21 protein-coding genes and 3 tRNA genes are annotated in these 23812 nt (G+C 32.7%); 18 read left to right on the plus strand and 6 right to left on the minus strand.

The window, feature by feature from the left end; genetic code table 11:
* The first annotated feature begins 8 nt into the window (after nt 1-8).
* The 6 genes from ACZ9HT_RS03070 to ACZ9HT_RS03095 all read left to right on the plus strand — a co-directional run bounded on the left by ACZ9HT_RS03070 (nt 9) and on the right by ACZ9HT_RS03095 (nt 11864).
* A complete protein-coding gene (locus ACZ9HT_RS03070) occupies nt 9-2810 on the plus strand; it encodes a class I SAM-dependent DNA methyltransferase (protein WP_476038969.1) in 2802 nt (933 codons plus the stop codon).
* Complete coding sequence (locus ACZ9HT_RS03075) at nt 2774-6070, plus strand: sacsin N-terminal ATP-binding-like domain-containing protein (protein WP_476038971.1); 3297 nt, start codon at nt 2774-2776, stop codon at nt 6068-6070. The genes ACZ9HT_RS03070 and ACZ9HT_RS03075 overlap by 37 nt, the downstream gene beginning before the upstream one ends.
* Nucleotides 6071-6131: 61 nt before the next feature.
* Nucleotides 6132-6326 carry a hypothetical protein gene (locus ACZ9HT_RS03080; protein WP_476038972.1) on the plus strand — a complete coding sequence of 65 codons (195 nt, stop codon included), beginning with the start codon at nt 6132-6134 and terminating at the stop codon, nt 6324-6326.
* 99 nt (nt 6327-6425) lie between these two features.
* Nucleotides 6426-8069: an RNA-binding domain-containing protein gene (locus tag ACZ9HT_RS03085; protein ID WP_476038973.1), complete on the plus strand. Its 1644-nt coding sequence runs from the start codon at nt 6426-6428 to the stop codon at nt 8067-8069.
* A 167-nt stretch (nt 8070-8236) separates the two neighbouring features.
* Nucleotides 8237-10672, plus strand: a complete 2436-nt coding sequence (locus ACZ9HT_RS03090; protein ID WP_476038974.1) for a DEAD/DEAH box helicase — start codon at nt 8237-8239, stop codon at nt 10670-10672.
* Between the two features lie 157 nt (nt 10673-10829).
* Nucleotides 10830-11864, plus strand: coding sequence for a GIY-YIG nuclease family protein (locus tag ACZ9HT_RS03095; RefSeq protein WP_476038975.1), 1035 nt, complete (start codon nt 10830-10832; stop codon nt 11862-11864).
* A gap of 3 nt (nt 11865-11867) precedes the next feature.
* On the opposite strand, the gene ACZ9HT_RS03100 is transcribed toward ACZ9HT_RS03095, so the two are convergent.
* Genes ACZ9HT_RS03100 through ACZ9HT_RS03110 form a run of 3 tightly spaced genes read right to left on the minus strand, consistent with a single transcriptional unit; the run spans nt 11868 to nt 13782 of the window.
* Nucleotides 11868-12659, minus strand: coding sequence for an ImmA/IrrE family metallo-endopeptidase (locus ACZ9HT_RS03100; protein ID WP_476038976.1), 792 nt, complete (start codon nt 12657-12659; stop codon nt 11868-11870).
* Nucleotides 12660-13007: a hypothetical protein gene (locus ACZ9HT_RS03105; protein WP_476038977.1), complete on the minus strand. Its 348-nt coding sequence runs from the start codon at nt 13005-13007 to the stop codon at nt 12660-12662.
* A 10-nt stretch (nt 13008-13017) separates the two neighbouring features.
* Nucleotides 13018-13782: an RNA polymerase sigma factor gene (locus ACZ9HT_RS03110; RefSeq protein ID WP_476038978.1), complete on the minus strand. Its 765-nt coding sequence runs from the start codon at nt 13780-13782 to the stop codon at nt 13018-13020.
* Nucleotides 13783-13921: 139 nt separating this feature from the next.
* Here ACZ9HT_RS03110 and ACZ9HT_RS03115 point away from each other — a divergent pair, with 139 nt between their 5' ends.
* The 4 genes from ACZ9HT_RS03115 (at nt 13922) to ACZ9HT_RS03130 (ending at nt 16522) form a co-directional block, all read left to right on the plus strand.
* Entirely contained in the window at nt 13922-14167 is a 246-nt protein-coding gene (locus ACZ9HT_RS03115; RefSeq protein WP_476038980.1) for a DUF2188 domain-containing protein, read from the plus strand.
* Between the two features lie 97 nt (nt 14168-14264).
* A complete protein-coding gene (locus ACZ9HT_RS03120; RefSeq protein ID WP_476038982.1) occupies nt 14265-14966 on the plus strand; it encodes a multiubiquitin domain-containing protein in 702 nt (233 codons plus the stop codon).
* Complete coding sequence (locus tag ACZ9HT_RS03125) at nt 14941-16119, plus strand: ThiF family adenylyltransferase (RefSeq protein ID WP_476038984.1); 1179 nt, start codon at nt 14941-14943, stop codon at nt 16117-16119. The genes ACZ9HT_RS03120 and ACZ9HT_RS03125 overlap by 26 nt, the downstream gene beginning before the upstream one ends.
* Entirely contained in the window at nt 16100-16522 is a 423-nt protein-coding gene (locus ACZ9HT_RS03130) for a ubiquitination-like system serine protease family protein (RefSeq protein WP_476038985.1), read from the plus strand. Before ACZ9HT_RS03125 ends, ACZ9HT_RS03130 begins: the two co-directional genes overlap by 20 nt.
* Nucleotides 16523-16941: 419 nt before the next feature.
* On the opposite strand, the gene ACZ9HT_RS03135 is transcribed toward ACZ9HT_RS03130, so the two are convergent.
* The 3 genes from ACZ9HT_RS03135 to ACZ9HT_RS03145 all read right to left on the minus strand — a co-directional run bounded on the left by ACZ9HT_RS03135 (nt 16942) and on the right by ACZ9HT_RS03145 (nt 17243).
* Nucleotides 16942-17025, minus strand: a tRNA-Leu gene (locus ACZ9HT_RS03135).
* 9 nt (nt 17026-17034) lie between these two features.
* Nucleotides 17035-17107, minus strand: a tRNA-Gly gene (locus tag ACZ9HT_RS03140).
* A 54-nt stretch (nt 17108-17161) separates the two neighbouring features.
* Nucleotides 17162-17243 (minus strand) — tRNA-Leu (locus tag ACZ9HT_RS03145).
* A 158-nt stretch (nt 17244-17401) separates the two neighbouring features.
* Here ACZ9HT_RS03145 and ACZ9HT_RS03150 point away from each other — a divergent pair.
* The 8 genes from ACZ9HT_RS03150 to ACZ9HT_RS03185 all read left to right on the plus strand — a co-directional run bounded on the left by ACZ9HT_RS03150 (nt 17402) and on the right by ACZ9HT_RS03185 (nt 23770).
* Nucleotides 17402-17782 (plus strand): DUF3127 domain-containing protein, encoded by a 381-nt coding sequence (locus tag ACZ9HT_RS03150; RefSeq protein WP_476038986.1) that lies wholly within the window; start codon nt 17402-17404, stop codon nt 17780-17782.
* A gap of 63 nt (nt 17783-17845) precedes the next feature.
* A complete protein-coding gene (gene aat, locus ACZ9HT_RS03155; RefSeq protein ID WP_476038987.1) occupies nt 17846-18496 on the plus strand; it encodes a leucyl/phenylalanyl-tRNA--protein transferase in 651 nt (216 codons plus the stop codon).
* A complete protein-coding gene (locus tag ACZ9HT_RS03160; RefSeq protein WP_476038988.1) occupies nt 18486-19370 on the plus strand; it encodes a DMT family transporter in 885 nt (294 codons plus the stop codon). The genes aat and ACZ9HT_RS03160 overlap by 11 nt, the downstream gene beginning before the upstream one ends.
* Nucleotides 19371-19539: 169 nt before the next feature.
* A complete protein-coding gene (locus ACZ9HT_RS03165; RefSeq protein ID WP_476038990.1) occupies nt 19540-20193 on the plus strand; it encodes a CBS domain-containing protein in 654 nt (217 codons plus the stop codon).
* Between the two features lie 86 nt (nt 20194-20279).
* Nucleotides 20280-21146 (plus strand): NAD kinase, encoded by an 867-nt coding sequence (locus ACZ9HT_RS03170; protein WP_476038991.1) that lies wholly within the window; start codon nt 20280-20282, stop codon nt 21144-21146.
* A 70-nt stretch (nt 21147-21216) separates the two neighbouring features.
* Nucleotides 21217-22287, plus strand: a complete 1071-nt coding sequence (fbaA, locus tag ACZ9HT_RS03175; RefSeq protein ID WP_476038992.1) for a class II fructose-bisphosphate aldolase — start codon at nt 21217-21219, stop codon at nt 22285-22287.
* A 67-nt stretch (nt 22288-22354) separates the two neighbouring features.
* On the plus strand, nt 22355-23206 hold the full coding sequence (gene accD, locus ACZ9HT_RS03180; RefSeq protein WP_476038993.1) for an acetyl-CoA carboxylase, carboxyltransferase subunit beta: 852 nt from the start codon (nt 22355-22357) through the stop codon (nt 23204-23206).
* A 51-nt stretch (nt 23207-23257) separates the two neighbouring features.
* Nucleotides 23258-23770, plus strand: coding sequence for a DUF6973 domain-containing protein (locus ACZ9HT_RS03185; RefSeq protein WP_476038994.1), 513 nt, complete (start codon nt 23258-23260; stop codon nt 23768-23770).
* Nucleotides 23771-23812 lie beyond the last annotated feature (42 nt).

Raw genomic sequence — 23812 nt, forward strand, 5'->3', positions numbered from 1 at the left:
ACCAACCGATGACACCAAAAGAAATAGAACAAAATCTACTACAACTTTCGCAAAATATAAACCCCGAAGATTTCATTTTTGATTTTCTTTTGGCTTTTGGTTTTCCGAAAGCGTCGGTTTCCAGATTTAAAAGTGGCGACTACAACCAATCTAAAATTGCGGGAGAATTTCTTTACAAAGGAAAAATCTTTTTTAAAGTTGGTGAAACTGGTCAAATGCTTATTGATAGTGAAGATTTGGCAAAAGATGAAAGAATTCTAAAACAAAAGCCACGTTTTATTTTGCTTACTGATTTCAAAAGTATTGTAGCAAAAGATTTAAAAACCAAAGCAAGTAAAGATTTTCCAATTGCAGAACTGCCCAATTTTAAAGATTTTTTCATTCCGCTTACGGGTGCAGAAATTTATAAATCAAGTAATGATAACAAAGTTGATCGGGAAGCATCTTATGCTTTGGCCCGTTTCTATGATATCATAATTCAGGACAATCCAGATCTGTATAAAGGCGATAGTCACAGTTTAAATATTTTATTATCAAGATTATTGTTTTGCTTTTTTGCGGAAGATACCGGCATTTTTGAAAAACAAGGTTTGTTTACAGATGCTATTGGAAATAATACTAATGAAGACGGTAAAGATCTGGATGTTTTCTTTAAAGATCTCTTTGCAAAACTGAACAGTAGAAAAACGGATTTTCCTAATAGTGTGAAATCTTTTCCTTATGTGAATGGTGGACTTTTTAAAGATGAAATTAAAATTCCAAAATTTTCAAAGAAATCCCGGGATATTTTAATTGATTGTGGAAATCTGAATTGGGACGAAATTAATCCTGATATTTTCGGATCTATGATTCAGGCGGTTGCAGATCCGGATGAACGCACAAGTTTGGGAATGCACTATACTTCAGTTCCGAATATTTTGAAATTAATAAAGCCTTTATTTTTAGATGAATTGTATGACGAATTTGAAAACAACAGAGATCAACCTAAAAAACTGGAAAAATTATTAGCACGTTTATCAACTATTAAATTTTTTGATCCTGCCTGTGGTAGCGGAAATTTTCTGATCATTACCTACAAAGAATTGCGCTTGCTGGAAATTAAAATCATTCAGCAACTCATAGATTTAGATAATGAACCTGCAGAATTAACAATCAATGCACAAAGCAAACTCAATTTTAGTGGCAGAGGAGAAATAGTAAGTGTTCCTGCTACGCAACAGAAAATAAATTTTGCAGGAAAACAGGCGAAAATACATTTCCCAAGAATTGTACTTTCCCAGTTTTATGGTATTGAGATCAAAGATTTTGCGCACGAAATGGCCATTCTTTCTCTTTGGTTAGCAGAACACCAGATGAACAAAGTTTTTGAGGAACAGTTGGAAGGTTTTGGACAGACGAAGCCTATTTTACCTTTAAAAGAAAGTGGACAGATCTCTTTGGGAAATGCAGCGACAATGAATTGGGAAAAAGCCTGCCCAAAAGATGAGAATGATGAGATTTATATCATTGGAAATCCGCCATATCTAGGTTCACGTAAACAAAAAGAAGAACAAAAGAAAGAATTAGAACTCGTGTTTAAAAAATTCAAAAAATATAAAGACCTCGATTATATTTCTATTTGGATTTTAAAAAGCGCACAATATTTAAAAGGATTTAATATAAAATCTGGTTTGGTTTCTACAAATTCCATTTGCCAAGGCGAACAAGTTTCCTTATTGTGGCCGCATATTTTTGATTTAAACGTGAAAATTAAATATGCATATTCTTCTTTCAAATGGACTAATAATGCAAGAGGAAATGCTGGAGTTACTGTTATAATTATTGGTTTAGAAAATAGTAATTCAAATATGGCGACCCTTTTTGATGGCGTTACTAGAAAAGAAGTTGAAAATATTAATGCGTATCTAATACCAACAAAAACTAATATATTTATTGAGCAAAAAAGCGTTTCAATCTCGAAACTACCCAAAATAAATCATGGAAATATGCCTGCGGATGGCGGAAAATTTTTATTTAATACGGCAGATAAAGATGAATTTATTTCAAAAGAACCTGCATCTGAAAAATGGTTTAAAAAATTGGTTTCTGCTCGTGAATATTTGAACGGAAGAGATAGATGGTGTTTATGGTTAGAAGATATTACGAACGAAGAAATAAAAAATTTACCAGAAATTTCAAAAGTTATTAATGAAGTTCGAGAAATTAGATTGAAATCATCACGTCCTCAACTCGCACAAAATTCTCATCTTTTTGCTCAAATAACACAACCTGAAAATGCTAATGTTTTAATTATTCCACGAGTTTCCTCTGAAAATAGGGAATATTTACCCATTGCTTTATTGGACGGTTCAATTTTTAAAGTTACTGATTCATTTTTTACAATAGCAACAAATGAACCTTTTGTTTTAGGTATTGTCTCTTCGAAAATGCATATGATTTGGATTAAAAATATTGGTGGGAAAATGAAAACAGACATTCAATATTCTAAAACACTTTGTTACAATACTTTTCCGTTTCCAGAAATTTCTATTAAACAAAAAGAAATCATCAACCAATATGTTTTTGCGGTTTTAGATGAGCGTGCAAAATTTCCCCAAAAAACAATGGCGTGGCTTTACAACCCAGAAACAATGCCCAAAGATCTGCTAAAAGCGCATCAGGAATTAGACCAGGCCATAGAAAGAATTTATAGAATTCAACCTTTTACAAGTGATGCAGAACGGTTAGAATACCTCTTTAAAATGTATGATGAAATGACGAAGAAAGACACGCTTTGGGCGAAGGAGAAGAAAGTGAGAAAAAAGATATAAATAATATGGACTATAAAGAATTAACCTTACGTACAAGTGGAGAAGCACTTATAAAATTAGCCTCAGATAAAATTCTTCAAGGAATTGTAAAGGTTGAAGAAAATCCAGAAATTTCTTCACGGAGATGGCTTTGGGAATTGATGCAGAATGCGAGAGATGTACCTAATAAATGGGGTGGAGTTTCTATAAAATTAATTTTAACTAAAGAATCAATTAAAATCTGCCATAATGGTAACCCCTTTTCTCTTAAAAATCTTATTAATTTAATACAGCAAGTTTCTTCTAAAGTAGAAGAAGATGAGGATGATTTTGTAGGAAAATTTGGAACGGGTTTTATGGTAACTCACTTGTTGTCGAAAAAATTAAAACTAAAAGGAGTTCTGCACGAAGCAGGGTTGAATTCTTATCTATTTAATATTGAAATAGATAGAGATTCAACAAACAGCACAGATTTATCCAAAAAAATGCAAGATTTAATTTCTGAAGTTTCTAATGCAGATATTAATTCTAATTTTAAAAAAATAATAGATTTTAATAAAGCTGAAACAGATTTTGAAACTGTATTTGAATTCCCGCTGAATGAGAAAAGTTTAAAATATGCAAAAGATGGGATTGATGATATGGTGAATACACTACCACTAACCCAAATCTTTGTTGAAAAAATAAAAAATTTAATAGTTGAAGATAAAATAAAAGGTAAAGTGTACAACTTTGAAAAAAAGTTTCACGAAAATACTGATGTTTATGAAATAATTAGTGATGTAAAATCTGATTATTTTTGGATTAAAAGCAACGATGATTTACAAATTGCTTTACGCGTAAATTCTGCAACTGATTTAACACCTATAAAGTGGAATGATGATACCCCGAAACTCTACCGAGATTTTCCTTTAATTGGTTCAGAAAAATTTCATAGTCCATTCGTAATAAATAGCAATAAATTTTATCCTGATGAGACTAGAAGCGGATTATATCTTGTCAACGAGGAGAATATTCAAGTAATATCTAATCGAGAAATATTAGCCAATGCATATGTACTTGCACAATCTTTTGTAGAAGAACTGGGAGATAATGCTAATAATTATTTGTTTGCCAACTCAAAAATCCCTACTGTCTTAAAAGATGATGTAAAAGAATGGTTTGAAGAACTTGTAAGATTGCCTTACCAAAAATTTATTTTGGAAAATTTAACGGCAAAAACTGCTGATGGAAATTTTCAAAATTTATTAGATGTTAAAATTCCATTTATAGAGCCTGTAGAGAATTACAAGCAGGAAGAATTTTATGAAATTTGCAGCCATTTTTACTCTAAATCAGAATTAGTAAATGTTGACGAATATAAATACTGGTTAAAAGCAGTAAAAAGTGATTATAGTAATTGGGATACTAATTTCAAAGTCTCAGTTGAAGAACTTTTAATACAAATTCAAGAAACAGACTTCAGTAAAATCACGGAAACATCGGAAACAAAAGATTTTACAAATAAATTCAATGCACTATTCTCATTTCTTCATAAAAATGGAATGGCGAATGTTATCCAATCCGAGAAAATTATTCCTAATTCCTATGGGGAATTACTTATTCTTAGAGAACTTTCTATTAATGCTAACATTCAAGAAGCGTTTTTACAAATAATAGAATTGGATCAACAACAATATCGAAATTTTTTAATCCATGAAGATGTAAAAATTTGCGTTGGACATGAGAAAAAAACAACTAAAGATGTTTTACGAGAAATAGATGATTTAATTAAAGAAGATGATTTTGGAATAGATCACGATGAGAGAAATTTAATTTACCAATTTTTGCGTCTTCAATTTGACGATAAAATTAGTTTTAAAAGTAAAGTTTTTAGAGCGTATTGCGATCTTTTCAAATTTCAGTATGAATTCAATATTATAAAAAGAGAAGAAGATAATTTTGATTTTAGTCTTGTTACAAAGAAAGCAATTAAATTAATACTAGAAGAAATAAAGGAATTAGAAACTATAGAAGCACTTTCACTTTGTATTGATAAAACAAAAAAAGATTCAATATTGTGGTTAAAAGATTTATTGTCATTTATAAGCGATAGTTCAACATTTGCCGAAATTTTGTTAAAAGCGAAAGTATTTCCGAATTTTCATGAAGAATTTTCTAACTATTCTACAATTTATAATATCGGTAGTAAAGGTGAACCAGTTCCCGCTGAAATCATAGACCTACATGATAAAATGTTGTCTAATCTGGAATTGAAAAATTATTTACTTCTGCCTTCCTTTGAATTCGACATGGGCAAATCTAAAAACCTATCAGAAATATGCAATGATTTGGATAAAAAGGCGGAAGAAACATACTACGGTTGGGGAAGCTCCAATAATGCAGAAAAAAATAATGTGTTAGAATTGCTTGAATGGGTATCTAAAGATTCAACTACTAAACAGATTTGTGAAAAACATTTTAATTGGTTCAAGAATTTTAAACCACATGTTTTATTACTTAAATTTGAAGAAGGCGATGTTAAAGAAGCTATGTTTTCTATTCTAAAATCAGATGGAGATAAAATAGTTGCATTAAGCAGGATTATAGAAAATAAAACCATAGAAGAATTGAACAATTTCGCATTAATTTTTGAAAAATATACATATCAAGAAGTTGATGAGTTAATACTTTTAAGTGAAGAGCTTGAAGATGTTAAAATAGAAGATGTAAGGAATTTTATTGCAGAAAAAAAAGAAGAGAAAAGCGATTTTATTTTTAAGAAAAGTATAGGTAATGCTTTTGAACTATTATTTAAGGAATATTTTGAAAAGCAAAATTTGCCATTTGTAGTTCAGAAGATGGAAAATCCCGCAGATTTTAAAATAATAAATGATGAGCTCTTTTATTATGTAGAATTAAAATCCATAGCAGAAAACACAGAATCAAAAAAAGTTAAAATGTCCTATAATCAAGCAGTTGGTGCAACAACATTTAAAGACAATTATGCACTGTGTGTTTTGGAACGACCATTAGATTGGCAACGCATTTTAAATGCTGATGAAGGAGTGGATTTTATTTCTAAAAAAACTAAAGTTGTGAAAAATATTGGAACCTATTTAGAAAAAGGTTTTCAAAAGTCAAAAGACTTTAAAAAAACTCTTTTAGAGGGAGTTATCGATGGTGTAGGCGTGGAATTCAAAGACAATGATTTTAAAATTACTGTACAAAATATAATTTGGAATCATCCAACTTCGTTAGACGACTTATTTGCTGAAATTAAAAATAAATTGTTAAAATAAAAACGAAGCGTTGTAAATTTGTTAGATGAGCAATATTGAATTCTTATACGATAACTTAAAAATGAACAGGACAGTATATTTGTATGATGATTTTGAACAGGCTGTATTTAAACTTATTCCTGAAAAAGATTTTATAAAAGCATTTGCAAAATTTAAAGGTAAAAAAGAATATGAACTTTCTCAAAGCACCAAATTAGTTTATGAAGCAAAAATGGGTGGAGAAATAGTAGATAAGAATTTTTATGACAATTATTAATCGATTATTAAATTTTCACAAATTTAAATTATACGTCCAAATGAAGAAAAAAGACATGCTGTTTGCGAAGGATAGGAAAACACGATAAAAAACAGTAAAATGAACATAAACAATATTTTAAATACTTTACTGTCTATGCCTGAAGAAAATGAGATAGTAGAATTTAAAAAAGCAGAAAATCAATTTGATAAGGATAAATTAGGGCAATATTTTTCTGCTTTAAGCAATGAAGCAAATCTTAAAGGATTAAAAAATGCCTGGATGATTTTTGGTGTACAAAATGACAAATCTATTTCAGGAACTAAAATTTCGGAGAGACAGATTAATGAATATAAACTGGAGATTGCAAACCACACTTCTCCAAAGAGTTCTTTCATCGAAGTACATAGAATAAAGAGAGAAGAAGGAGATGTATTAATGTTAGAAATCCCCGCAACACCACTAGGTATTCCAATGTCTTGGAAAGGGCATAAATATGGACGTGATGGCGAAAGTTTAGGAGCACTTAATGACACTGAACGCCGAAGAATAGAAGAGCAGATAACAAATACTGACTGGAGCGCACAGATAATTACAGAGGCAGACATATCTGATCTTTCAGAAACTGCAATACAGAAAGCAAGAGAAGAATTCACAAAAAAGAATCCTAAACTCACAGAAGAAATAATTGGCTGGTCAGATAAAGTTTTTCTGAATAAGGCAAAAATAACAGTTAAAGGTCAAATTACTAATGCCACCATAATTCTTTTAGGAAAACCTGAATCTGAATATTTTTTAACACCTGCTGTTGCAAAGATAACTTGGATTCTAAAAGACAAAGAAAATATAGAAAAGGATTACGAGCATTTTTCCTGCCCATTAATTCTTGCAGTAGATGAAGTAAGATCTAAAATAAGAAATTTGAAATACCGGTACATCACAGATACCTTATTTCCCGAAGAAGTAGATCAATTTGATCCTTATATAATTCGTGAAGCACTAAATAATGCGATTGCTCATCAGGATTACACTTTAGGTGGAAAAATAATAGTGGTTGAGAATGAAGATGGTATTTTGAGTTTTTCCAATTCAGGAAGTTTTATACCTGAAAGCATAAAATATGTTGTTACAAAAGAAATTCCTGAAGAAAAATACCGCAATCGTTTTCTTGCGGAGGCTATGAAAAATCTTAATATGATTGATACAATTGGTAGTGGAATTAAAAGAATGTTCAATATTCAAAGTAAAAAGTTTTTTCCGCTTCCAGAATACGATCTCTCTAATAATCGGGTTCAAGTCACAATTATAGGGAAAGTTGTAGACATTGATTTTGCCCGGAAATTAGCACAAATGCCTAATCTAACTTTGGAAGAAATTATTTGTTTAGACAAAGTTTCAAAGCATAAAGTTTTAGATAATGAAGAATTAAAAATTCTAAAAAGAAAAAAATTAATAGAAGGAAGAAAGCCTAATTTTCATATCTCTTCTGAAATAGCAAATATGACAGAACAGAAAGATGAATATATAAAAATGAGGGGCTTGAAAGATGATCATTATAAAAAGATGATCATTGAGTATCTGGATAAATATAAAACAGCTTCAAAGGAAGAAATGGATAAATTAATATTAGACTTGTTACCAAGCATATTGTCGTTTGAGCAGAAGAGAAATAAGTTAAGGAATATTGTTTATGCCATGTCTAAAAAAGACAGAATAATTACTAATCTAGGCACAAATAGAAATCCTGTCTGGACTAAAGTTTAACTAAAATCAGAAAATATTTAAACATTTAGACAAACATTTAGACAAACATTTAGACAAACATTTAGACAAACATTACAGTTATATTTCACCTATTCACTAAATTGAGATGTGAGAATTAAATAGACTTGAAGCATTTTAGACAAACTTTAGATTTTTATAAAAACCCAATGAATTATTCAAAAGAACTTCAAAATAAAATAGACGAATTGGCTCTTAAAAAAGAGAATATTCTATATCTGACGATCAAGAATGAATATTTACACGAGATGAGGTCTGGCGAAAAAGACGTGGAATACCGTGATGTTTCAGAATTTTATCTTGCAAAATTATTTTTAAAAGATAAAGAGAAGAATTATTCGGCAATGAAACCAATTACACATATTTTATTTCAGGGCGGTTACAATGCGGATAGTCCTAGAATGTTGATTGAATGCAAAGGTTGGGTAATTGAAGGTAAGAATTATCCATCTTCCGCAGATTTTTCAAATTATGCCCGATACGAAGATTCGATTAACTTAATTTTAGGAAAGATAGAATATGATTCTGTAGGTTTTTCTATTTTGATTCCGACCAAGAAAAGAGAAAAGAAAGTTATTAAAAAGGAAGAGATCAAACATCCTGAATACGTGAAGCCCATCAATTTGATAGAAGTAGAATATGCAAGAACGGGGCAAAGTAAAAAGATAAATGAAATGGGAATGCGAGAAATGCAACAAAAAGCATTTGAAGGCAGGACTGCTCAATATTTATTATTAAAAGCGCCACCTGCTTCTGGAAAATCTCGGGCATTGATGTTTATTGCTTTGGATAAATTAGTAAAACAGGGTATAAAAAAAGTGATTGTCGCTGTACCGGAGAGATCAATTGGAAGTTCTTTCAGTCCAACAGATTTGATGTCGCATGGTTTTTATGCTAATTGGGAGCCAAATCTTAAATATAATCTTTGCACACCGGGAAGTGATACCAGTAAGGTTAAGTCATTTATTCAATTCTTGGAAAGCGAGGAAAGAATTTTGATTTGTACTCATGCCACTTTGCGTTTTGCTTTTGAAAGAATAGAACCCACAGATCTAAATGATACTTTGCTTGCAATCGATGAATTCCACCACGTTTCGGCAGATGGCGATAATAAATTAGGGGAAGTAATCCGTAAGATATTAGAAAAAGCAAATACACACTTGGTAGCAATGACTGGCTCTTATTTTCGAGGAGACAGCGTCCCTGTTTTGTTACCAGAAGATGAAGCGAAATTTACTAAAGTGACCTACAATTATTATCAGCAATTAAATGGTTACGATTATTTAAAATCATTAGGAATCGGTTATCATTTCTACATGGGAAGGTATTATAAAACCAATCCGGAAACCGGTCTTTCTGCGTTGGAGGAGATTTTAGACGAAAATAAAAAAACGATTATTCATATTCCGTCCGTTAATTCTGCGGAAAGTTCTAAACAGAAATATGAGGAAGTAAATCATATTATCGATTGTTTGGGAGAAATGGAATACCAAGATGATGAAACTAAAATCATTTATATCAAAAGTAAACGCACTGGAAAGATTTTAAAAATCGCAGATTTAGTTAATGATGACCCAAGTTCCCGCGATAAAGTAATATCCTATTTAAGAGCCGTTTCGCAGCCAGAAGATATTGATATCATCATAGCATTAGGAATGGCAAAAGAAGGCTTTGACTGGCCTTTCTGTGAGCATGCATTGACCATTGGTTATCGAGGATCATTAACGGAAATTATTCAGATAATTGGTAGAGCCACTCGTGATAGTTCTAATAAAACGCACGCTCAATTTACCAACCTTATTGCATCGCCTGAAGCAGAACATGAAGATGTGAAAGTAGCGGTCAATAATATGTTAAAAGCGATTACGGCTTCATTATTAATGGAACAGGTGTTAGCCCCAAATTTCAAATTTAAACCAAAACAAGCGGACGATTTAGATGAAGATGACGAGGAAGAAGATGGAACAATTGGAACAATAAAAATTGAAGGTTTCAAATTACCAACTTCTCAAAGAGCAAAAGATATTGTAGAAAGTGACATAAACGATCTAAAAGCCAGAATTTTGCAAGATCCAACGATGCTGAAAGCAATGCCGGGAAATGTAGATCCGGAAGTTATAAATACGGTTTTAATTCCTAAAATTATTCGGGAAGTTTATCCCGATTTGAATGATGAAGAAGTGGAATCAGTTCGGCAATATGTAGTCGTAGATTCTGTAATTAAAGCAGGAACTGTTGAAGAACAAGGTGGGAAAAAATTTATAAAAATGGCGGGCAGTTTTGTAAATATTGATGATATTCACATTGATTTAATTGATACTATTAATCCATTTCAACGTGCTTTTGAAATTCTATCGAAAAATGTTACCACCAGAGTATTAAAAGCCATTCAAGACACTATAACTTCGATAAAATTGGAAATGACAGAGCAAGAAGCCATTTGTCTTTGGCCGAAAATAAATGAATTCTATAAAAAAACTGGGGAGCAACCAAGTTTGCAATCTTATGATCCGAAAGAAGTTAGAATGGCAGAAGCAATTATTTATTTACGCGAATTGAAAAGAAAAAAAGAGCAAGATGCCTAAAAGTTTAGAAGACATATTTAACGATGATGCTTTTGGTCTGCTTGATTTTAAGGAGAGTAAATCTATTGTAAAATCTGATGACGACCGACTGATAGATTCATTTCTGGAAATAAATGAATTTTTTGAAAAAAGAGGTAGAGAACCATCAGAAACTTCTATGGCAGAATATGGTTTGTGCGCAAGACTGAAAAATTTACGCGCTGAAGAGAAATATAAAAAAACAGTAAAAGGTTTTGATAAATTTAATCTTCTGGGCGAGGTTGAAATGGAAGATATTTCTATTGATGATATTTTAAACGATGATACATTAGGACTTTTAGACACTGAATCAGACAATTCTATATTTAATTTTAATCATACACCAAAAGCAGAGGATCGCGCACCCATAGATTTTATGGCTCAAAGGAAGCCAATGTCCGATAAGGAATTTGAGAAATATGAAACCATGTTCCGGCAAGTTCATAAGGAGTTAAAAGAAGGAAAAAGAAAATTAGCAGAATTTAATAACGCCGAAACTAACCTTATTGAAGGAAAGTTTTATTTAATAGATGGAATAATTGCTTATTTCGAAGAATCAAATGCCGAAAAAATACTAAAGGAAAATCAATCCGGCGATCGAGTTCGTTTAGAGGGAAGAACTACAACGATTTTTGAGAATGGCACAAAATCAAATATGCTCTTTCGTTCTTTAGGAAAAGCGATTTTAAAAAATGGTAAATTAATTACTGACACAAATGAATATAGTGAAGATGAATTATTCAAAAATGCCGGTCTAGTATCTGAAGAAGATGTAAAAAGCGGATGGATTTATGTTTTAAAATCTAAATCTAAAAATTCGGAAATTATTGCATTGAAAAATTTATATAAGATCGGGTTTTCAACATCAAGTGTTCAGAAAAGAATAATGAATGCTAAAAAAGAAGCCACTTACCTTTTTGCGGATGTAGAAATAGTGGCAAGTTATAAATGCTACAATGTCAATACGCAGAATTTTGAAAGTTTGTTGCATAGGTTTTTTGGAAAATCATGTTTAAATATTGATATTTTTGACGAAAAAAAGCAGCGTAGTAATCCAAGGGAATGGTTTGTAGTGCCTTTGACGATTATAAACGAAGTTATTGAATTAATTATTTCTGGGGGAATATTGAATTATAGATATGATTTTGAGAAACAAAAATTAGTATTAAAATAGTATTTAGTCTTCCCAAATTATGCTTAAAACAAAATTGTGTTTATCCGCATAAATACATTTTTCATAAAAGTACCGATCATAATCTTTTTCTGGAACATATTCAAACCAATCATCGGCAGCTACAGGAACTGTTTTTTCATATTTTTTCATATTTTTAAAATACTCACCAGCAATGCTATCCTGAGGAACAGTGCTATTAGGTTTTTTGAGCCATTTAAAAGGAAAGTCATGACTATATTTAAACCACTTAATCTTATTATTAATTGAGCAAACAATCATTATAGGATGTTGATCTATTGTCATTAATTTTAAAACTGTTGCAGTAATACTCGTATTATACTTTTGAGATATTTTTTCAATTAACTCAAAATTAAATTTTTTTCTGAAGCAATCCTGTTTAATTCTTGATTCAGGCATAAGAAGACTGGACGCAAAAAAATCAGCCTCAATTTCTACAAGATTTTTTGATGAGAAATTTGTATGAGATGGATGTGAAGGAGTTTTTCCGTCAAGCAAAGCGTTTCTATGTTCATCTATGAAGTAATGGCCTAACTCATGCGCAAAAGTGAATCGTGTTCGAGGAGAATTAATATCTTTTGAATTAATATAAATATGAAAACTACCGGCTTCATATTCTATTAAGCCATCAAAAGAATCTTTATATTGACCATAACAATAAGATATTTTTTTTTCTTTTGCAATTATTGCTGGTTCAATAATCCCTTTTGGACAATATTGATTAGCAATAAAATCTGCAAGTTCAGATAATTCATTTTCTCTTTTTTTAGATAACATTTAGACATTACTGTTTTTATCTCTCGATTTTAATTTATCGTTTTGCATTTCATTTTTGACTTCTTCGGAAATTTGTTTCCCTTCTCTTGCAGCTTGAGCAAATTTTTCAGAATACTCTGCTGCATCATTAATAGATATGAATTTTTTATGACTGTTATAAACTTTATGATTTAGAAATTCATAAGGATCTTTCAATTGTTTTGGTTGTTTGCGTTTTTCCTCTTTAGTACTTTTTATAATTTCTTTGAAATCACTTATAGTACTCGGAAAAATATGTCCTAATTTCGATAGAGATTGATGTAATTCATCATCTAAAAAATCATCGATATTATTTGAAATGGTACTCATTATTAGATTTTTATTTTCTTAAAAATATTTGATTGCTTAAATCTTCTGATATAGATCGCCTGAACTTACTTAATATTTGGCGAATATTTTCCCTGCTTGTGCTCCACCTTTGCTCTAACTCGTCCAATACAGAGGTTGGGGTTTTTTTTCCTGGTGTATAATAATTATAAGTCATTAAAATAATATCTCTATCTCTATCAGAAATTTTTGAAAGATATTCTTCAATTTTTTTTAAATTTTCAGACTTGGTTTCTTTTTCTTCATCTTTTATTATTTCATAGGATAGCGCCAATTCATTATGAGCATCATTCTCTTGTTTTTCTAGTAAATTGATAAAGTCCTCTTCGTAAGAATCAAATTGTTTATGTTTAAAATTGTTTTCAATTATATTTTGAGACTCATTATCCGTAGATTTTTCTTCATGGGATTTTGATTGTTTATATTCTTCGTCAAGATAATTATCATAAAAGACGTTTCTCATTATTGTGCTCATCCAATTAAGAATGGCGATGTGAATATTTTCTTTATTTCTAATTTTCCCTTTTTTAAAAGTGGAAGCCTTTGAATAAACCATATTGAAAGTATCAGCAACAAGATCCATTGCTTTTTGTTCATTCTTCGTAACTCTTATTGCTATAGTAAGCATTTCATGCCAAAATCTGTCATAAAAGTATCCATAAGCGGTCATGGCTTCTTTAGGAAAATCTTCTTTAAGACCTATTAATTCTATCAAATCATCATCAGAATCATCTTCTTCATTCTTTAATTTTTGCATTTGTTTCATCGAGTGTTAAGCTTATATAAGTTATACCTAGTTCCGTGAATATTTCATATAAAAATAAAATTCACGGAATTAAGTATATAATATAGAGGGAAGTTACAAAATTTCTCCAATAATTTTAAAAAACAATAAAATGGCAAATTACCATGTAACACAGAAAAAGGGACAACAAGGATGGAATGTTCAAAAAGAAGGAGGCAATAGAGCTTCGGCAATTGTAAGTACTCAAAAAGAGGCTGAAAAAATAGCAAAACAATACTCATCTAATAATGGCGGTGGGGAAGTTAGAATACATCGACCAGATGGTGGTCCGATTCGAGATAGTGACACCGTAAAACCTGGAAATGATCCAAGTTCAATCAAAGACAAAAAACATTAATAAATAGATAACGGTAAACCATCAAGAAAACAAATTTTGCGGTTGCAAAATCCTTCACCAAAATTAAAAACACAATAATAATTTAAAATTTATAAAAATGAATTCACACAAGCAGCAAGGGATACCGCACTCCCACAATCCAACAACTTCTTTAAATTTTATTATAGAAGGGAAACAATATGAAACTTTTGATCAGTACAAAACTGGGGCAGAATTAAAACAACTTGCCGGAATACCTTTAGAAACCGAATTGTTTTTATCAATAAGCAAACCTTATAAAGATGAACTTATTGAAAATGAAAAGCAAATAAATCTAGCCAGACCTGAAACAGAATATTTTTTTGTAAAGAAAAAATTGAGGTTTTTTATTAATAAAAAACCTTTTACATGGTATAAACAATACATTCGGGGTATTCAAATTAGAGAATTAGGTAATATATCAATTAATGATGATGTTTTTCTTGACCTTCAAGAAGGGTGGCAAGACGATCAAATTTTGGATGATGAAATAGTTGATCTTGCTAGACCTGGGAAAGAGAATTTTTTTTCTAAACCAAAACTCAAAGAATTTACAATTGTTGTAAATGCAAGACCGCATATTAGGAAAGAAGAAAAGATAACTTTTGAAGAACTTATTGCCTTGGCTTTTGGAACTTATGAAGACAATCCAAATAAAGGATATACGGTAACTTATAGCAGAGGTTGCGAACCAAAGCCAGAAGGTACTATGGTGAAAAATTCAAGTGTTTGTATAAAAAATAAAATGATATTCGATGTCACAGCAACTGATAAATCATAGTCCTGATCTTAAACGTTTAAGAGACGAAGGTTACGAAATGGAAATAAATGGTGGATATTTACTTATCCATCATATTCCTTTTGTGGATTCAAATAGGCAAATACAATATGGTGTATTAGTAAGTACACTCACTTTGATAAATAGCAACCAGACTGGAACTCCAGACAATCATGTTATACATTTTATAGGAGAAAATCCTTGCGAAGTAGATGGTACGCTAATAACAGCAATACAGCATGGTAATACAACGACAGTACTTAATAACTATATCACTATAAACAGATCCTTTTCAAATAGGCCACCGGCAGGATATCCAAATTATTACGAAAAAATTAAAAGGTATGCTGATATGATATCTGCACCTGCAAAATATATTGATTCATCAGTTACAGAAAAAACTTTTAAAATTATTACTGATAGTAACAATGAGACGGTCTTTCAATATATTGATACAAACTCCAGTCGAGCAAATATTGAAAAAATTAACTCTAAATTGGAAGGGCAAAAAATTGCAATTGTTGGATTGGGTGGTACCGGCGCATATATTTTAGATATGATTGCTAAAACGCCGGTAAATGAAATACATATTTATGACGGTGATAGTTTTGATCAGCATAATGCTTTTCGTTCTCCTGGTGCAGCATCAATGAATGATTTGATTAATAATCCGAGGAAAACAATTTATTACAAAAATATCTATTCAAACATGCACAAGTATATTTATGCTCATGATTATTATATAAAGAAGGATAATTTACAAGAGTTGGATCAAATGAATTATGTTTTTATATGTGTTGATAAGAATAGTGTGAGAAAAATAATTACAGATTATCTGGTTGATGTAGGTGTGGCTTTCTCGGATGTAGGCTTGGGAGTGAACATTGTCGATGATCAATTAATTGGTGCTGTACGTGTTACATCAGCAACCCCTAGAAAATTTGACCACTTACCACTTCGTATTTTCTCTGAAGATTCTGATAACAATGATTATGCTACCAATATTCAGATTGCAGAATTAAATGCATTAAATGCAATTTTTGCTGTCTTAAAGTGGAAAAAAATAAGCGGAATTTATGTAGATCTAGAAAATGAGCATCATAGTTCATATACTATTAGCACATCTAAAATTTTTAATGAAGATGTTACAGCATAGGTTCGTTGAATTTATACCCGGAAATATTGAGGAGGGGGTTCTTTATATTTCAATAGAATATTGCACCACAATACATAAATGTATTTGTGGTTGTGGAAACGAGGTTGTAACTCCTTTATCTCCGACAGATTGGAAATTAACTTTTAATGGTAAAACAGTGTCACTGTATCCATCTATAGGTAATTGGAATTTTGATTGCCAATCTCACTACTGGATAAAAAATAACAAAATTGAATTTGCGGGTCGTTGGACTAAAGACCAAATTGATTCTGGCCGAGAAAATGATTTAGAAAAAAAGATAGAATATTTTGAAGAAGTCAAACCGTCAACGGGAATATTAATTAACCATGAAAATAGCAAAATTAATATTTGGAAAAGACTCCTGAATTTTTTCAATTTATAAAAGAGTGGAGAGGGGGATTCGAACCCCCTTGCTATCATCTTGTCAAATTAATGTCGTTTAATCAATCCTACGAGTCGAATTTGTGTATGGCTCCACACAATAGCACCCACTCCGACAATTACGCTTTTAAATATATTCATAGTTTTAAGTTTTAGACATTCATTAATAAATTGCTTTAAAAAGAAACTAACCCAGAATTCTACACTCGTAATTATATCATAAACTAAATTAACCTGTTCGCACAAGTCCTTCCTACTTAATTAAGTAAATATTTCTACAGTGGATTTATCTCCTTTCATTTAAAATCACATGTATAAAAATATTTTATGATTTAAAATTAACCCCAACTTTAAGTCCCCCTTACGTTCCCCCTAAAAACAAAAAACCCTCTGATAACTTACGTTTCAGAGGGTTTAAAGTACCTCGGACGGGACTTGAACCCGTACATTCTTACGAATACAGGATTTTAAGTCCTGCGTGTCTACCAGTTCCACCACCAAGGCAAAGTGGAGAGCGAAAAACGGGATTCGAACCCGCGACCCCGACCTTGGCAAGGTCGTGCTCTACCAGCTGAGCTATTTTCGCGATAATATTTTTTAGAAACGTGCTGGTAAAAGCTACAAATATTTCTAAAAAATGTGCGGATGGAGGGACTCGAACCCACACGCCTCACAGCACCAGATCCTAAGTCTGGCATGGCTACCAATTACATCACATCCGCTAATGAACACTGTTCTTTTTTTGATGAGTGCAAATATAAATACTTTTTTCGTCTTAAACCAAGAAAAGTTTAAAAATTTTATTTTTAGCAAAGTTTTAAATCTCAACCCTTTTTTTTATCTCCGTAATTTCTTACTTTTACCACTTTAACAATCAATTATGGAATTACAAGGAATTATAAAGAAATTAGGTGAGGTTCAGACCTTTCCGAGCGGATTTCAGAAAAGAGAAATGGTTCTCGTGACCGAAGAACAATATCCGCAGCCCATCAGTATCGAATTTCTAAAGGAAAAAGGAGATTTGCTAAATCAACTTAAAGAAGGTGATAAAGTGAAAGTTTCTATCAATATTGGTGGTAGAGAATGGACTTCCCCACAAGGCGATGTGAAATATTTCAACTCTATTACCGGTTGGAAGATCGAAAATGTAGAGTCCGGTGGCGGTATGGAACCAATACAGGCTTCTGCCTCATCTGCAACAACTGCTCCTGCTTCAGGCTCAAATGTTTTTGAAGAAGATGAAGACGACTTACCTTTCTAGTATTTAAATATTAAAAATTGATAGAGATCCTGCTTTCCAAGAGCAGGATTTCATTTTTGAAAAATGATTTTGCTAGACCCTCAGATCATTTCTTTTCCCGATCCGGAATCTACAGATTCCGAAAATGGATTATTGGCGATTGGCGGCGATCTATCTGGCGAAAGAATAAATTTTGCTTATCAATTAGGATTATTCCCATGGTTTAATCCCGGCGAAGAAATATTATGGTGGTGCCCTGATCCGCGTTTTGTTCTTTTTCCACAGGATTTAAAAATCTCAAAATCGATGCGAAAGATTTTACGAGATGAGGTTTTCACATTTACCGAAAATAAATGTTTTCGAAAAGTGATGGAGGAATGCAAAGATGCTTACCGCGAAGATCAGGACGGAACCTGGATCTCAGAGGAGCTTATCGATTCTTTTGTAGAACTTCATGAAAGTGGAATTGCAAAAAGCATCGAAGTTTGGCAAAACGATGAACTGGTCGGAGGTTTCTACGGAATTCAGATCGGTAAAGTTTTTTGTGGCGAAAGTATGTTTGCAAAAGTAAGCAACGCTTCCAAAGCTGGATTTATTCAATTTATTCAAAATCAGAAAGAAAAATTAGAATTGATCGACTGTCAGATCCATTCCGAACATCTGGAAAGTTTAGGAGCGGCAATGATTTCTAAAAAAGACTATTTAACAATTTTAAAAAGAAATAATGAATACTGAAAAAGAAAGATGGGTCTTACTCGTGGTGCTTTCCCTTATTTGGGGTTCCTCATTTATACTCATCAAAAAATCTCTTGAGCATTTTAATCCTTACGAAGTTGGGGCTTTGCGCGTTTTGATCGCTGGAATTCTTTTGCTTCCGGTGGCAATTACAAATATTAAAAAGTTTCCGAAAAAAAATTTGAAATGGCTAATTATTGCTGCAGTAACGGGGAATTTTATTCCGATGTTTCTGTTTCCAATTGCAGAAACGCAGATTAGCAGCAGCATCGCCGGAATTGTAAACTCTATGATGCCCATATTCGTAATCATCGTTGGTGCTCTTTTCTGGAAATTTTCTACCACAAAAAGACAGTTGGTTGGAGTTGCGATTAGTTTTTCCGGCGCCTGTATTTTAGCTCTTTCTGGTGGTGAAAGCGGAGATATAAAATTAATTCCGATCGTTTTATTATTGATCGCCACATTGTGTTATGCTGTTTCTATGACCACTGTAAAGTCGAAGCTGCATGAAATTCCAGCCAAGATCTTATCCGCATTTGTTTTTTCTTTTGTGTTGATTTTACCCTCAATGATTGCTTTGGTTTCTGCGGGATTTTTTACTGACCTGGAACCCAATAAGGATCTACTCATCGGACTCGGATTCGTAAGTTTATTATCCATCTTCGGCACCGGTTTAGCAATGATGCTGAATTACAGATTACTCAATATTTCCACACCGTTATTCGCTTCTACAGTTACCTTATTAATGCCAGTTGTAGCTGTGATCTGGGGGATTTTAGATGGAGAGAAATTAACACTGCTGCAAGGTTTTGGTGGAGTGATTATTTTGGCTGGATTAATTTTCCTTCGAGCCAAACCAATATTGACCAAATAAAAAAACTGCAACGCCCGAAAGCATCGCAGTTTGAAATAAATCTAATAAAAAGTAAAAATGAAAGGCGACAAAGATATATTTTGTTTTAATATGATGCAAACAATTTTTTCAGAATTTTAAATATATTTAAAACTTCGTCTTCTTTTTAATATTTTCTTAAATTAGCAGTATGTTTATCAAAGATTACATTTCCAAAGATTATCCGGCCTTCAATTCCAGCGACAGAATTGAGGAAGCTAACGAAATGGCAAAAGAATTTGGCTATACCCACGTCTTTATTAAGAAAAAAGGAATTTACCAGGGTGCGATCAGTCAGTCTTTTTTAGAGGAAAGTCCGGAAGGAACGCTTGGAAGTTTAGATGTGCATTTTGATAAATTTGCGATTCTTGATGATGGCAATTTATTAGATTCCATAAAACTTTTCCATACTTTTAATACCAACGTGGTTCCGGTAATTTCAAAAAAAGAAAAATATCAGGGTTATCTTTCCTGTGACGATATTTTTAATGAGTTTTCAAAATACCCGCTTTTCTCTGAAAATGGTGCCGTAATGATTGTGCAGACAAACGACATGCGATATTCTTTTACGGAAGTTTGTAAAATCGTAGAATCGAACAACGGTAAAATTTATGGCTGTTTTGTTAATCAGATCGGCGAGGATTTTATTCAGATCACCTTGAAAATTAGCAGTGAAAATCTTAGTTCCATTGATGAAACTTTCGAAAGATATGGTTACAACGTCGTGCATAAATATTACGATGACGAGAAAGAAGAACTAATGAAAGACCGATTCGGATTTTTTCAAAAATACCTGGAATTTTAGATGATGAAACACGCTAATCGTTTACTGAAGAGAAATAAGGATTTTTTATTGTTACATCTGACCCCTGAAAAAACAAGAATACACAGATGAAAGTAGCAATTTATTCCCAAAAAAATGATTTAGATACTTTTCTGTATTTGAGCAAATTCGTATCTGAACTCGAGAAAAGAGGAATCCAGCCTATTCTTTACGAAGAAATGGCAAATGCCATGCAATTTTCGAAAGATTTCGAAACCTTCGCGGCCAGAGAAGATCTGAAAGAAAAAAAAGTTGATTTATTTTTTACTTTCGGGGGCGACGGAACCATTGTCAATTCACTCCTTTTTATTCAGGATCTGGAAATCCCCGTTGTTGGAGTAAATACAGGAAGACTCGGATTTTTAGCCAGTTTTACCAAAGATGAAGTTTTTTTGGAGCTCGATGACATTATTAAAGGCGAAGTTAAGATCAGCAGAAGATCAGTAATTGAGATCGTTTCGCCCAACAAATCGATGTTTTTCCCCTACGCTTTAAACGATATTACCATTTCCCGAAAAGAAACTACCGCAATGATTACGGTCGAATCTTATATAAATGAAGAATTCCTGAATGTTTTTTGGGGTGATGGCGTTATCGTTTCCACGCCAACCGGATCTACAGCTTACTCTTTAAGTTGCGGCGGACCAATTATTACACCGACGAACAACAATTTTGTTATCACGCCAATTGCACCGCATAACTTAAATGTGCGTCCTTTAATAGTAAATGATGATGTAGAAATTCGCCTGAAAGTTGAAAGTCGGGTTCCACAATATTCCTTATCCCTGGATTCCAGACTCATTCACATGGAAACTGATGTGCAGATCGTTCTACGGAAAGCGAAGTTCCAGATTTTACTCATCCATCCTAATAATTTGAGTTTTTACGAAACCATTCGGCAGAAATTGCTTTGGGGAAAAGACAAAAGAAACTAATGTTTTCCGCATAAAATTCTTAACTTTACATTTCTAAATTTTTAGTAGAAAATCCTTTAAAATTTAAATTATGAGCAGACTTTTTCCGGCCGGTGTTGCAACAGGTCAAATGGTTACCGATATTTTTAATTACGCGAAAGAAAACAACTTTGCCCTTCCTGCAGTTAATGTGATCGGGTCGAGCAACGTAAACGCAGTAATGGAAACGGCAGCCAAATTAAATTCCCCCGTAATTATCCAGTTTTCTAATGGAGGCGCTGCTTTCAATGCAGGAAAAGGATTGAGTAATGATGGGCAAAAAGCTGCAATTTTAGGCGCTGTTGCCGGTGCAAAACATATTCATACTTTGGCGGAAGCGTATGGCGCAACCGTAATTTTACACACCGATCACTGTGCTAAAAAATTATTGACCTGGATTGACGGATTGATGGATGCGAACGAAGAATTCTTCGCGCAAACCGGAAAATCGCTTTATTCCTCGCACATGCTCGATTTATCTGAAGAACCTATCGAAGAAAATTTAGATATTTCCTGTAAGTATTTCGAAAGAATGGCGAAAATGGGAATGACCTTAGAAATTGAATTAGGGGTTACCGGTGGTGAAGAAGATGGTGTTGATAATTCAGATGTTGATTCCTCTAAATTATACACACAGCCGGACGAAGTTGCTTACGCTTACGAAAGATTAAACGCTATTTCTCCGAACTTTACTATTGCTGCAGCTTTCGGAAATGTACACGGCGTTTACAAACCAGGAAATGTAAAACTAACTCCGAAGATTTTAGATAATTCTCAAAAATATGTTCAGGAAAAATTCGGAACAGGTGACAAACCAGTGAATTTCGTATTCCATGGTGGTTCTGGTTCTACTAATGAAGAAATTAGAGAAGCCGTAAGTTACGGAGCCATTAAAATGAATATTGATACTGATCTGCAGTTTGCCTATACAGAAGGGATCAGAGATTATATGGTGAACAATCTTGAATACTTAAAAACTCAGGTTGGTAATCCGGATGGCGAAGAAAAACCAAATAAAAAATATTACGATCCAAGAGTTTGGGTTCGAAAAGGAGAGGAAACATTCTCTACGAGATTGGTTGAGGCTTTCGAAGATCTGAACAATGTGGGTACTGTTAAATAATTATTGATAAAAAACAGTAGATTTTTATGCAAGCGCATTTAAAATTTAGAATCTAAAATATAAGTTCATGGCATTCGACTGGTTTAAAAGGAAAACTCAAAATATCACAACTTCTACGGAGGATAAGAAAGACGTTCCCAAAGGACTGTGGCATCAAACGCCAACGGGAAAAATTATCGAGCACGAAGAACTCAAAGCTAATAATTATGTTTCTCCGGAGGATGGATTCCATGTTAGGATCGGAAGCAGAGAGTTTTTCTCTATTCTTTTTGATGAGAACAAATTTCAGGAACTCGATGAGAATGTAGAAAGTGTTGATATGCTTCATTTTAAAGATACAAAAGCGTATGCTGATCGATTAAAAGAAGTTAGTGCCAAAACTAAACTGAAAGATTCTATCCGAAATGCAGTTGGAACCGTAAACGGAACAAAAATGGTCATCTCCTGTATGGATTTCGCTTTTATCGGAGGTTCTTTAGGATCGGTGATGGGCGAAAAAATTCGAAGAGCAGTAGATTATTGTATTGAGAACAGACTTCCGTACATGATTATCTGTCAATCGGGTGGTGCTAGAATGCAAGAAGCGACCTACTCTTTAATGCAATTGGCGAAAGTTCAGTCGAAACTGGCTCAACTTTCAGAAGCAGGTCTTTTGTACATTGCTTATTTATGTGATCCAACTTTTGGTGGAATTACCGCATCTTTTGCAATGACAGCCGATATTATAATGGCAGAACCCGGAGCTTTGATCGGTTTCGCGGGTCCAAGAGTAATTCGGGAAACTATTGGTAAGGATTTGCCGGAAGGTTTCCAAACTTCGGAATTCCTGCAGGAAAAAGGTTTTGTAGATTTTATTGTGAAAAGAACAGAGATAAAAGATAAAGTTTCTAAAACAGTGAATCTATTGGTTCACTCTTAGAAAATAGATAACTAATTGCTAAAATCTCTCCTCATAAGGAGAGATTTCTTTATGAGAAAAACATTACTAATACTCTTTAATACGCTGCGAACATTAAGTTTCAAAAAAATTATAAAACTTTTGAAGCTTCTCGTTCCACATCCGTTGTTCGCGATCATGGGATTTTATGCGACGATGAAGAGTTTTGCTATTGCCAAAAATCAGTTTCCGAAAACCAATTCGAATAATGGAATTGGAAATGCTTTCCGCCACGCACTTTGGACGTGTTTGATCACGATGTACTGCAGTAAAATTTCTTCCCCAAAAAAAGCACTTGATTTCTGCAAAAGAATGACCGATCTTCACGAAGAACTTTTCCCCAATAAACCTTTGGAAACAAAGATGGATCTGCACAATAACCTGGTTGGGATGAATCTTTATGAAGAGATGCTGCCCGGAATTCACCGCCAGTTTTTCGAAACCAGCTTTTTTATAGAACATCTTTTAGATAAAACTAAATCGGCAAAGATTTTAGAAAATGTAGAAGAGGATTTCGGCAATGATCTCGTTTATTTAAAAGAATAATTCCTTTTTCCGTATTTTTCAATTTGAATTCGCCGGGATTAC

The organism is Chryseobacterium sp. UYP7 (assembly GCF_056279225.1).